The organism is Paenibacillus sp. J31R98 (assembly GCF_056269245.1).
Genome location: NZ_JBWDNO010000003.1, coordinates 84,149 through 96,633, shown reverse-complemented (window position 1 = coordinate 96,633; position 12,485 = coordinate 84,149). Strand labels below are relative to the sequence as shown.

Genomic DNA, 12,485 nt, shown 5'->3' with positions numbered 1-12,485 from the left:
TCCGGCCTTCACCATCATCTGAGGTGAGAGAGCAATTATCCAACTGTCATTCGTGTGACAGTTGGCAGGATAAAGGCAACAGGCAAGGCGGGACCTTGCAAAACATTTTAAGGAGTGACTATCGTGTCAGAAGCTTATAAACAAGCCGGCGTCGATATTGCGGCGGGTAATGAAGCAGTCGAACGGATGAAGAAGCACGTGAAGAAGACGTTCCGTCCGGAAGTGCTGACGGATCTTGGCGGTTTCGGTGCGCTGTTCGGTCTGAACAAAGACAAGTATGAGGAGCCGGTGCTTGTTTCGGGTACTGACGGTGTAGGCACAAAGCTGAAGATCGCTTTTGCTATGGATAAACACGATACGATTGGTATCGACGCAGTTGCCATGTGCGTAAACGATATCGTTGTTCAAGGCGCAGAGCCGCTCTTCTTCCTTGACTACCTCGCATGTGCGAAGGTCGAGCCTGAGAAGATTGAAGCGATTATCAAAGGGATCTCCGACGGCTGCTTGCAGTCCGGTTGCGCATTGATCGGCGGCGAAACGGCTGAGATGCCTGGCATGTACCAAGGCGATGAGTACGACATTGCCGGCTTCACGGTCGGTATCGTAGATAAGAAGAAAATCATCGACGGCAAGAGCATCCAGCCGGGTGACGTGGTGCTTGGTCTCGCATCGAGCGGCATTCACAGCAACGGCTTCTCGCTCGTTCGCCGTTTGCTGCTTGATCAAGCTGGCTACAGCCTGAACGATACACTGGCTGAGCTTGAAGGCAAGAAGCTTGGCGATGTAGTCATTGAACCGACTCGCATCTATGTGAAATCGGTGCTCGAGCTTATCAACCGCGTAACGGTGAAAGGCATGGCGCACATTACGGGCGGCGGCTTCATCGAGAACATTCCGCGCGTGCTTCCGGAAGGCGTGAATGTGGACATCGAGATGGGCTCGTGGCCAATTCAGCCTATCTTCAAGCTGATGCAGGCAAAAGGCAATATCTCTGACCGCGACATGTTCACAACGTTCAACATGGGCGTTGGCATGATTGTCGTTGTTGGCGCTGAGCAAGCCGAAGAAGCGCTTCGCACAGCTAAGGAGCTTGGCGAAGATGCGTACATCATCGGCAAAGTGACTTCGGGAAGCAAGGTCGTCACGTTCGGAGGCGCCGAGCTGTAATGACGGACGGGAACTCGCCGCTGCGCATTGCTGTATTTGCTTCCGGCAACGGAGGCAATTTTCAGGCGCTAGCAGAAGCGGTCCGCGAGGAAGCATTCCCCGCGGAGATCGCGCTGCTCGTGTGCGACAAGCCGGCGGCTAAGGTCGTGCAGCGCGCTGAGGCGCTGCGCGTCAAGACATATCTTTTCGACCCGAAGTCGTATGCTTCGCGTGAAGCTTGCGAAGAAGAGATTGTCGGCCTTCTGCGGCGGGAAGGTATTGATTTGATCGTGCTTGCCGGGTACATGCGGATTATTACCGATGTGCTCGTGAAGCCCTACTATGGGCGCATCATCAATGTGCATCCAGCGCTGTTGCCCGCATTTCCGGGCGTGCGGGGCATTCGTCAAGCGCTGGAATACGGCGTTAAGCTGACGGGGGCAACGGTCCATTTTGTCGATGGCGGCATGGACACGGGGCCGGTCATCATGCAGCAGGCGATTGAAATCCTTGATGACGATACGGAAGAAACGCTAGCTGAGCGAATCCATGCGGTGGAGCACGAGCTGCTGCCGCTTGCGGTCCGCCGAATTGCTGAAGGACGCGTTGTGCTGGACGGACGCAAGGTTACGGTACGAAGCAGCGATTAGGATGCATACCCGAGCAGCTGGACGCGTGCCCGAGCAGTGAGCGTAGCTCACGACCAGGGCGAACAGAGTTCGCGACCAGGGTAGGGCCATCCGAAGACGGGATACGAGAAAGGACGAAGAACGAATTTATGAGCGATATTAAAGAAATTGCTTTGCGATACGGTATGAACCCTCACCAGAAGGAAGCGAAGATTTACTCCGCGGACGGCAAAGCGCTTCCGCTAACTGTCGTTAACGGCGACCCAGGCTTCATCAACTTGCTCGACGCGCTGAACGCGTACCAGCTTGTGCGCGAGCTGCGCCAAGCGACAGGACTTCCGGCAGCAGCATCGTTCAAGCACGTAAGCCCAGCAGGCGTAGCTGTATACGCGCCGATCTCGCCAGAGCTGGCGAAGGCATACTTCGTTGACGGCATGGAGCTGTCGGAGCTGGCAACTGCCTATGCACGCGCTCGCGGCGCAGACCGCATGTCTTCGTTCGGCGACGCTGCTGCACTCAGCGACATCGTTGACGCTTCGACGGCGCAGCTGCTTAAGCGCGAAGTATCCGACCTCGTCGTAGCGCCGGGCTATACGCCGGAAGCACTCGACATTCTGAAGCAGAAGAAGGGCGGCAAGTACCTGATCCTGCAGATCGATGCGGACTATGTGGCGGATCCAGTCGAGACGCGCACGCTGTTTGGCATGAAGATGCAGCAAGAGCGCAACAGCTCTGTTCCGGACGCTTCGGTGTTCGACAAAGTCGTTACGGCTAACAAGGAAGTGACGGACAACGCGAAGCGCGACATGCTCGTTGCACTCGTTACGCTGAAATATACGCAATCCAACTCGATCTGCTACACGCTTGACGGCCAAACAATCGGCATCGGCGCAGGCCAACAATCGCGTATTCACTGCACGCGTCTTGCCGGCGACAAGGCAGACCGTTGGTATCTCCGCCAGCACCCAGCTGCGCTGAACATGAAGTTCCGCGAAGGCGTGTCGCGCGCAGAGCAGAACAACGCGATCGACCTGTGGCTTGAAGATGAAGTAACGCCGTTTGAACAAGAAGCTTGGGAGCGCTGCTTCGAAGAAGTGCCTGCGCGTTTGACGCGTGAGCAGAAGCGCGAATGGCTGAGCGGTCTGCAAGGCGTTTCTTACGGCTCCGACGCGTTCCTGCCGTTCCGCGACAATCTCGATCGTGCTAGCCGCAGCGGCGTGAAATACGTCATTCAAGCAGGCAGCTCGCTTCGTGACGAAGAGGTCGTGCAAGCAGCGAACGATTACGGTATGGTCATGGTTTACTCGGGCGTACGCCTGTTTCATCACTGATAGGAGGCGACGAGGATGTCCACGAACACGACGACAAAATGGAAAACGCTGGCGGATGCGACCGTTCAACGTTTGCAAGAGAATAGCTATCCGGGGCGCGGCATCGTAATCGGCTTGACGCCGGATGCGACGCGTTTCGTGCAAGTGTATTGGATTATGGGACGCAGCGAGAACAGCCGCAACCGCGTGTTCATTCCGGAGAAGAACGGCTTCCTTCGTACGGAAGCAGCTGATCCTGCGAAGCTGACAGACCCATCGCTGATCATTTATTATCCGCTTCGCCACGAAGGCAGCGCGCATATTGTAACGAACGGTGACCAGACGGATACAATCTGGGAAGCGATTAAATCTGGCGGTACGTTCGAAGGGGCGCTTGCAACGCGTACGTACGAGCCGGACCCGCCGAACTTCACGCCGCGTATCTCGGGTATCGTTGATCTGAACGATGCGCAGAACGCGTACAAGCTGTCGATTCTGAAGTCGAACGAGAACGACGAATCGCAGACAAAACGCCAATATTTCCACTACGAGCAAGCGATTGCGGGTTACGGCCACTTCATCTCCACTTATGTGGGCGATGGCAATCCGCTGCCTTCGTTCGCCGGCGAGCCGCAAGTGGCTCCGCTGTTCGACGACGCGCAGGAGACGGCTCGTTTCTACTGGGAATTGCTAGACGCCGAAAACAAAATCTCGCTGCTCGTTAAGACGATCAACGTTAAGAATGGCGAGACGATGCTGACGGTTGTGAACCGTCCGGCTGAAGGAGGCGCTTGACCGATGCGGATTATGGTTATCGGCGGCGGCGGACGTGAGCATGCGATCGTCTGGGCGCTGAACAAGAGCGACAAAGTAAGCAAAATCTTCTGTGCACCTGGCAACGCTGGCATTGCGGAGCTGGCAGAATGCGCGCCGATTCCGGTTAATCGGTTCGACGAGCTCATCCAGTTCGCTTGCGACAACGAAGTTGATCTTGTTGTCGTAGGGCCGGACGATCCGCTTGCGGATGGCATCGTCGATGCGTTCGAAGCTCGCAACATTCCGATCTACGGACCACGGAAGAATGCGGCTGAGATTGAGGGCAGCAAGATCTTCATGAAGGATCTGCTCAAGAAGTACAATATCCCGACAGCCAAGTACGAGACGTTCACCGACTACGAGACGGCACTCACTTACTTGCGCCAGCAAGAGATTCCCGTTGTTGTAAAAGCAGACGGCCTCGCGGCTGGCAAAGGCGTTACGGTTGCTTATTCGCTGGAAGAAGCAGAAGAAGCGCTGCACGGCATGATGGTTGGCAAAGTGTTCGGCGAGTCCGGCGGACGCGTTGTCATCGAGGAATTCCTCGAAGGCCAAGAGATGTCGATCCTTGCTTTCGTTGATGGCGAGACGGTTCGCGCAATGGTTCCGGCACAAGACCATAAGCCGGTCTTCGACAATGACAAAGGTCCGAACACAGGCGGTATGGGAACGTATTCCCCGCTGCCGCATATCGATCCTGCGCTTGTCGAGGACGCGATTGAGAATATCATCAAGCCGACCGCGCGTGCGATGGTCAGTGAAGGCCGCCCGTTCCGCGGCGTGCTCTTCGCAGGTCTGATGATTACCAAAGCTGGTGTCAAAACGATCGAGTTCAACGCGCGTATGGGCGATCCGGAGACGCAAGTCGTGCTCCCGCGCCTGAACACCGATCTGCTCGATATCATTCTCGCTTCGATGAACGGAAGACTCGATCAGCTTCAGATCGAGTGGAGCGACGAAGCGGCGGTATGCGTCATCGCCGCATCCGAAGGCTATCCGGCATCGTATCCGAAAGGCCGTGTTATCACGGGCCTCGAGGCTGCGAAAGCGCAAGGCGCGCTCGTGTTCCACGCGGGTACAGCGCTTGCTGACGGCAATGTCGTCACGAATGGCGGACGAGTGCTCGGCATCGTCGGCCGCGGCCGCGATATTGCGGAAGCGCGTGCCAAGGCGTACGAAGCAGTGAGCGCTATTCATTTTGACGGCATGCACAGCCGTACGGATATCGCTGCGAAAGCTTTGCGATAATCTGGTAGAAACATAGAACCGCAGCCCTAACAGGCTGCGGTTTTTTGTGTGCTGCTGAGCCTTCTAACCTGCAACGTGGCTAGCTTTTCCAACCGTGTGTTACCTCTTTGTAACTACATATCGAACTCAATTCTATTAAGATAGGGTATAGTAGAATCATAGAGTTAGTGGATTGCGAGGGGATAAGCATGCGGTTACCGATTCGATTGGAAAGGCCAAATAGAATAGCCGCAATGATTGTGGCAACCCTGATGATAGGAGCGCTGACGACCGGCTGCGGCGATAAGGCGCATTCAATGAATCATGCGTCCATCATTGATGTGAATGAGCCGCTGACTTCCGGCGAAACGCCGACAGACGGTGTAGTCACAGCGAATGGTGGAGGAAAGCATGACGGCGGGGTTGTTCTCGCAACGGCAACGGCAACGCCAGCGAAGCCGGGCAAAACATCTACGCAGCAGAAACCCGTGCAGATGAATCCGGTACAGCCGATTCTGCTGCAGAAACCGAGCGAGCCGGTTGTGAACTATACGGCGAAGCAAGGAGCGAAGCTTGTTGCGCTGACGTTCGACGATGGGCCGGATGGACATTTTACACCTGCTATCCTGTCGATTCTCAAATCCAGCAAGATTCATGGCACCTTCTTTACAGTCGGCACTCAAGTGAAGCGCTATGGCACGATGATGAAGCGAATCAAAGCAGATGGCAACGAAATAGGCAATCATAGCTATTCACATAAAGACTTAAGCAAGCTTGATCGCAACCAGATTCTTAGCCAGATCAAGCAGGCGGATCTGCTTATTAACAAGCAGACTGGATTCGTGCCGAGGATTGTCCGTGCGCCATACGGGGCGGTCACGCCGCTGGTCAGGACGATTATGAAAGAAAATCACCGCGAGCTAATCTTCTGGTCGGTGGATACGAGGGACTGGGCTGGGAGCTCTGTGGCAACGATGCGAGCGAATGTGAACAAGAACACGCATCCAGGTGGCATTATTCTTATGCATTCATTCGGCAGCAAGCTCGACAATACGGTTCAGCTGTTGCCGCTTATTATTAAAGATCTGAAGAACAAGGGATACACGTTCGTCACCGTAAGTGAATTGCTCGCTGCTAAAGCGAATCATCAGGCGAAAAAATAGCATCAACATCGCAAGGAAGGAAGGCGACGATGAAACGAAAATACAGCTTACGGCGAAGCGCGCTCTTCCTTAGCGGGCTGCTGGTGCTCATCGTATTATCCGGTTGCCAGTTCACGGCGACGCCGGCTGATCTGCTGCAAGGCCCGCGCTCAACACCGGGTAATGCCGCGCTTGCTGCCGCTGTACAGAGCGAGCTTCCTGCACGGTCGAAGCTGTCGCTCGCGATGCAGGAGGGGGCGGATACGGCCGTGCTGAAGATGGATGCCAACGGCGACGGTCAGCAGGAAGCTTTCGTCACCTATTCCGATGAAGGCGGCAATCATCATGTGATGGTACTGCGGAATGAGAAGGGGACATGGCGCAAATGGTTTATTTTCGCGGAGACGTCGAGCTACGGAATTGATGTGCTTCGCACAGCCGACCTTGACGGGGATGGTCAGCCGGAGCTGCTCATCGGATGGAATCAATACGGGGAGCCGGAGCATATGCTCACGTTGTACCATGTCCCTGTTAATGCGGGCGAGATGAATGTGCCGAAGCCGATCGCGGAGCTGCCTTATGACACGATGGGAATTGGCGATGCTCAGGGCGACGGTCGGCCGGAGCTAGGGCTCATAAAGCTGCAGCGGGATAAAATGCAAGCCTCCATCGGGATCTATAAATTCGCAGCCAATCAGGTGCAGAAGGTCGGAGCGGCTGAGCTGGATGGTTCAGTGAACGACTATTTGCAAGTGGAGCTGGGCAAGGTGTCGGCCAACCGTTACGGCATCATTGCAGATGCCTCCATCGGAGCAAATTCTTCGACAACGACGATGCTAGCTTGGGAAGCGGGCAAGCTCGTTCAAATCTATCCGCCGCGAGCGACCGGTGATGATCAAGTGCAAATTAATGCAAGGACGCAGCTGAGCGGCGATCGCAATGGCGATGGTATCCTTGATCTCACCATGCTTCGTGAAGCTCCCGGGCAATCCGAAGGCGTTGCCTATAGCGATCTGCTCTGGATTGAGCAGTATCGGCAATGGGACGGCAGGGGCTATTTCTCCGTTGTCGGCCAGCAGTATGTCGATCCCAATCAGACATATGCAATCACGATTCCGGACACATGGAGCAACTATACATTTAGCCGTCTGAAGGATGGGAGCGGCAGCGATGCTGCACTGGATGCATTCGATCCCGTCAAAGGGCAGCATAAGGAAGTATTGGCACTTCGCGTCATTCCGATTGCGGATTGGAGCAAAGAAAAGAATCAGTTGGATGATGACGGCAGCCGGTACCTCGAGCTTGCCTCGCAAGGCGGGCTTGTCTACATCGCAATCTGGCCTGATAAGCCGGCAGCAGATGCGGGTGTGTTCCCGCCTGATGAAGCGGAGATGAAGGAGCTGTTCAGGCTTCTGCCAGAAGCATAGAAGAACGTTCGATTAAGAGAGAGGGGGGAAGAAGCCATGCGTATTCTATTCGTTGAGGATGAAGAAGCCATCCGCGGCTTCGTCCGCATTAACTTGCGCCGGGGCGGCATGGAAGTAACGGAGGCGGAAGACGGAGAGAGCGCGCTTGCACTCGCGCAGTCGGCTTCTCCGCCTTTTGACGTCGCTCTGCTTGACGTGATGCTTCCGAAGATGAGCGGGTTTGAAGTATGCGAGCAGCTGCGTCAGCAGTTCCCTCGCATGGGCATTATTATGCTGACCGCCAAATCGCAGGAAGAAGATAAAATCCGCGGCCTTGAGCTTGGGGCTGACGATTATGTGCAGAAGCCATTCAGCCCCGGCGAATTGGTCGCGCGGCTTCATGCGCTGAAGCGGCGTATGCTGCCGCTTGGCGAGGACGCGAGCGCCGGCGCAGCGGCAGCGGGCACGGGCGCCGCAGGCGAGAGCGGCGAAGCCGCGGGCACAGCCGCAGAAGCAAGCGCCGGCGCGAGCGCGCCAAGCAGCGCGGCGCGGGATGCCGCAGCGGGCGAAGCGCCGCCGTCTTCGGCAGGCCCGGCGCCAGCGGCAGACGCGGGAGCTGCGCTTGGCGATTCGGCGGCCGCAGCCGCACGGCGAGCGGCGTCGGAGCTTCGCTCCGGCCCATTCCGCCTCTCATCGGCGGAGCGCAAGCTGTGGAAGGAAGGCGTCGAGATCGTGCTCACGCCAACGGAATGGACGCTTGTGAAGCTACTTATGGAACGGGAAGGCGAAGGCTTAAGCCGCGACGATATCTTGAACACGGTATGGGGTCGCCATTATGTCGGCGATTTGAAGATCGTTGATGTCAATATCCGCCGTATCCGGCAGAAGCTTGAGAATAACCCGTCCGAGCCGCTCCATATTGAGACGCTGTGGGGATTCGGCTACCGCTGGAAGAGGGGCGAGGAGCAATGAGCCGCAGCCTTCGAACCCGCATCGTTCGAAGCTACGGCATCTTGATCGTTCTCGTTGTCGTCATGCTTGGCACGATGTTCGGCACGCTCGTGTGGAATTATTATTATAGCAGCGCGGTAGGCTCCGTCCTTCAGCGGGCTGAGACAGAAGCGGCGATCCATACTCGCACGATTGCGTATGAGCCGATGAAGGCGAAAGCCAAATATATGCTGCAAAATATGTCCGAAGGCTCGACGCATCTGCAGCTGCTGACAAGCTCTGGCGAGCTCGTTGTGGACAGCAACGGGCTTGGCGGCAGCTCTGGCGAGAGCGAAGTGGAGCAGACGCCAGATGTCGATCAGGCGATGAAGGGCAAGCAAGGGATATGGCGCGGAACCGATCCGGTGACTGGCGAGCGTATTGCAGCCGTCACGCTTCCGGTACTGCAAGGACCGCGCGTCGTCGCGATGTTCCGGTATACGGCGTCTCTTGAAGAGGTCGACACAACCGTCCGCAACATCCTATGGATTACGGTGCTTGTCGGCTCAATAGTCGTTCTGCTCTTCTTTGCAATGAGTGTGCTCATGGCGAACCGGATTGCGAGACCGATTCGCAACTTGACGCGCGTAGCAGAGAAGATGGCGGAAGGCGACTGGACACGCCGCGCGGTATATCTTCATGACCGTGATGAAATCGGAAGACTCGCCGAAACGCTGAATACGATGGCATCCGAGCTGACCCGGAGGGAGAAGCTGAAGGAGGACTTCATCTCCTCTGTCTCACACGAGCTGCGGACGCCGCTTACTTCGATTAGAGGCTGGAGCGAGACGCTCGCTTCCGGTGATCCCGGCGACGTGGAAGAACTGAATCAAGGGCTTGCCATTATCGGGCGCGAGACAGAGCGTCTCTCCGGGCTCGTCGAGGATCTGCTCGACTTCTCCAAGCTGTATGCGAAGAGCATCGTGCTTCATCCTGAGTCGCTTGATATTCGCCGGACAATTGGCGAGACGCTGCGGCAGTTCGTTGCCCGCGGGCATCGCGAGTCGATTCGGATTATCGGCCATTACAGCGATGAGCCGCTCGTGGCGAAGGTGGATGCGAACCGGCTGAAGCAAGTATTCATTAACGTGCTCGACAATGCGCTGAAGTTTACACCTAGCGGGGGAACAGTAACGGTGACGGGAGAGCGCAAGGCTGGTGTTGCTCAAATTACCATTCAAGATACCGGACCCGGCATCGCGCCCGAGGATCTGCCGCATGTTACGGAGAAGTTCTACAAAGGGACAAGCCAGCGATCAGGAAGCGGCCTAGGCCTTGCCATATGTAAAGAAATCGTCGAGCTGCATGGCGGTAGGTTTGAAGTAAGCAGCGCTGAGTCGGAAGGAACGACGGTGCTGATCTCGATCCCGCTGCTGCCTGAGGAAGTATTGCAGGAGCCAGCGACTTAAACGAGCCTTTCAACCCAAATAACCCGAGCGGCGGTAGCGCAGGTAGAGCGCGCAGCGTCGATCGGGTTATTTGTTAATGAGCCGGCTATTCCTTGTAGAACAGCGACTTATGATTCTTGGTGACGTAGTAGACGGCAATTGCCAAGAGCACAACAATGGTGACGGAAAACCAATGCTCGGTAACCCAATGCAGAAATGTGGGCATGTGTACGAACAGCCTCCTGACCGCTTATGCGTGAGCTTGTCGCTTATGGCTAGTATGCTAAAGATTAGGTCTTTCAATTCCAGCCAAGGATGGAAGACAATGCTACCCGTTCTATGGTTTAATGAAGTATAATCCTCATACAGGCGACAAATTTCTCCAGAAAGCGGGTCGGCAGATGATAAATGCGAATCAGAATCGAATGAAACGTACGATTGGCTATGGCGCCACATTGCTGCTGCTTGCAGCGGTCTTGCTCACTGGCTGCAGCGGAGACAACAAATTGAACGCAAATACGTCGGAGCCTGATACAGCTCCAACGACAAATACGAACGCAGATCAGCCGGCTGATACGGCACCGATTGATCCTCCTGCCGTCGACCCGCCTCAATATATTGCGCCGCTAACAGGGCTCGCGCAAGACAGTGAAGCGAAGAATCGTCCTATCGCTGTCATGGTGAACAACTTCTCGGCAGCTCGTCCGCAATCAGGTCTGCCGAACGCCGATGTCGTGTGGGAGGTGCTCGCAGAAGGCGGTATTACGCGGCTTGTCGCCATCTATCAGAGCTATACGGGGAGCGATCCTATCGGTCCAATCCGCAGCAATCGTCCGTATCTCATTCGTATTGGTGACGGTTATCATGCAATCCTCGCTCATGCTGGGGCTAGCCAGCAGGGCTATGATATTTTGCAGCATCATGGAAAGGCCTACCTGGACGAGATCTCGAACGCAGGCGCTTATTTCTACCGCGAATCATTCCGGAAGGCGCCGCACAACCTCTACTCGAATCTAGAGAAGCTTCGTGCAGGAGCTGCGAAGAAGAAGTATGACGAGACGGTGGAAATCCCAACGTTCCAGTGGTCAGAGGCAGGAGCAACAGATAGCGGTGCTGCAGCTTCGAAGGTCGTCATTCATTTTCTGCTGAAGGACTATAAGCTCTCTTACTTGTACAATCCAAGCACGAAGCTGTACGACCGATTCATAAACGATAAGCCGCACACGGATCTGACGACGAACAAGCAGCTGACTGCTACGAATCTTGTTGTCATTGGCGCGAAGCATAAGACGTATGACGATTACGGCCGGCTTGAGATTGACCTTGAAGCAGGCGGGCCTGCGATGCTGTTCCAGCTCGGCAAGGAGATCGACTGCACCTGGGAGCGTGGAAGCGATGGAGCGATCCATGTAATGAAAGACGGCAAGGAGCTGCCTTTCGTGCCGGGACATACGTTCTATCACATTGTGCCGATGACGCCGACGTTTGAAGGCCATGTGCAGATTGTGGCTGAGTAGAAGAATGGATAAGGGAGAGAAGCTGTGAACCTGAGGGGTTCCGGCTTCTTTTTTTTGCAGTCTTAGGGGTTAAAATCGGGTGCACCGGAAAACACTAGGAGGGCATGGCGGCGGTGCGATCAAAAATAAAATGAGGATTTTGAAAAGAAGTCATAAAACCTTTACAATCCCTTAACAATTACGAGTTAAACTATGATAAGATATTGTCGGTTTCCTGTGGATTTTGGCGAAAAATTCTAGGAACGACGATGTAACTTAAAGCAAGCTATAACGAAGGGGATAACTATGTTTAAGAAAAAAGACGACGTTTTCTTTACAACGCTTGAATCGATGGCGGACACGATCCTGGAATGCGTGCATTACTTCGAGCAGAATGTTTCGAAGATTACCGATGCGACGCAGTTCGCGAAGTCGATGAAAGAGTATGAAAGCAAGTGCGATCGCTATGTACATAAAATACTGACAGAACTGAACAAGACGTTCATCACTCCGATCGAGCGCGAAGATATTCTCAAACTGACGACGTCGCTGGACGATGTGCTTGACGGCATCGAAGCTTGCGCATCCCGTTTCGAGATGTATAACATTACGGAGCCGGACGAGTATGTCACGCTGTTCGCCGACAACATCCTGCGCTGCGCTCAGCAAATCAAGAAGGCGATCTATCTCTTGTCCGAGAAGAAGCTGCTTGCGATGCGTGAGCCTGCCATTCACATCAACGAGCTTGAAAACCAAGCGGATGATCTGCTTCGCGTCAGCGTGAAGAGCTTGTTCACGAACGTGAAGGACCCGATTGAGCTGATCAAGCGCAAAGAGATCTATGAGCGTCTTGAGCAAACGACCGACTACTGTGAAGATGTTGCCAACACACTCGAAACCATCATCATGCGCAACAGCTAAGGAGCGGGGACGAG

11 protein-coding genes and 1 pseudogene are annotated in these 12,485 nt (G+C 55.1%); all 12 read left to right on the top strand.

Annotated features, from left to right (window positions below):
- The first annotated feature begins 123 nt into the window (after nt 1-123).
- On the top strand, nt 124-1,167 hold the full coding sequence (purM, locus tag AC0YNX_RS14130; RefSeq protein ID WP_475816330.1) for a phosphoribosylformylglycinamidine cyclo-ligase: 1,044 nt from the start codon (nt 124-126) through the stop codon (nt 1,165-1,167).
- Nucleotides 1,167-1,796 carry a phosphoribosylglycinamide formyltransferase gene (gene purN, locus AC0YNX_RS14125; protein ID WP_475816329.1) on the top strand — a complete coding sequence of 210 codons (630 nt, stop codon included), beginning with the start codon at nt 1,167-1,169 and terminating at the stop codon, nt 1,794-1,796. Before purM ends, purN begins: the two co-directional genes overlap by 1 nt.
- A gap of 128 nt (nt 1,797-1,924) precedes the next feature.
- A complete protein-coding gene (locus tag AC0YNX_RS14120; protein ID WP_475816328.1) occupies nt 1,925-3,106 on the top strand; it encodes a phosphoribosylaminoimidazolecarboxamide formyltransferase in 1,182 nt (393 codons plus the stop codon).
- A 15-nt stretch (nt 3,107-3,121) separates the two neighbouring features.
- The gene (locus AC0YNX_RS14115; RefSeq protein WP_475816327.1) at nt 3,122-3,880 is read left to right on the top strand and encodes an IMP cyclohydrolase; all 759 of its coding nucleotides are present in this window, start codon (nt 3,122-3,124) and stop codon (nt 3,878-3,880) included.
- Nucleotides 3,881-3,883: 3 nt separating this feature from the next.
- A complete protein-coding gene (gene purD / locus AC0YNX_RS14110; RefSeq protein ID WP_475816326.1) occupies nt 3,884-5,149 on the top strand; it encodes a phosphoribosylamine--glycine ligase in 1,266 nt (421 codons plus the stop codon).
- Nucleotides 5,150-5,382: 233 nt separating this feature from the next.
- Nucleotides 5,383-6,291, top strand: a complete 909-nt coding sequence (locus AC0YNX_RS14105) for a polysaccharide deacetylase family protein (protein ID WP_475816325.1) — start codon at nt 5,383-5,385, stop codon at nt 6,289-6,291.
- Nucleotides 6,292-6,320: 29 nt separating this feature from the next.
- Entirely contained in the window at nt 6,321-7,697 is a 1,377-nt protein-coding gene (locus AC0YNX_RS14100) for an FG-GAP repeat domain-containing protein (RefSeq protein ID WP_475816324.1), read from the top strand.
- A gap of 36 nt (nt 7,698-7,733) precedes the next feature.
- A pseudogene (locus tag AC0YNX_RS14095) lies at nt 7,734-8,111 on the top strand (response regulator transcription factor); the annotation flags it as partial.
- The gene (locus AC0YNX_RS14090; RefSeq protein ID WP_475816750.1) at nt 8,094-8,648 is read left to right on the top strand and encodes a winged helix-turn-helix domain-containing protein; all 555 of its coding nucleotides are present in this window, start codon (nt 8,094-8,096) and stop codon (nt 8,646-8,648) included. The pseudogene AC0YNX_RS14095 and the gene AC0YNX_RS14090, both read left to right, overlap by 18 nt.
- Nucleotides 8,645-10,075: a sensor histidine kinase gene (locus AC0YNX_RS14085; RefSeq protein WP_475816323.1), complete on the top strand. Its 1,431-nt coding sequence runs from the start codon at nt 8,645-8,647 to the stop codon at nt 10,073-10,075. Before AC0YNX_RS14090 ends, AC0YNX_RS14085 begins: the two co-directional genes overlap by 4 nt.
- A 404-nt stretch (nt 10,076-10,479) precedes the next feature.
- Nucleotides 10,480-11,571 carry a DUF3048 domain-containing protein gene (locus tag AC0YNX_RS14080; RefSeq protein ID WP_475816322.1) on the top strand — a complete coding sequence of 364 codons (1,092 nt, stop codon included), beginning with the start codon at nt 10,480-10,482 and terminating at the stop codon, nt 11,569-11,571.
- Between the two features lie 285 nt (nt 11,572-11,856).
- Nucleotides 11,857-12,471: a DUF47 domain-containing protein gene (locus AC0YNX_RS14075; RefSeq protein ID WP_475816321.1), complete on the top strand. Its 615-nt coding sequence runs from the start codon at nt 11,857-11,859 to the stop codon at nt 12,469-12,471.
- Nucleotides 12,472-12,485 lie beyond the last annotated feature (14 nt).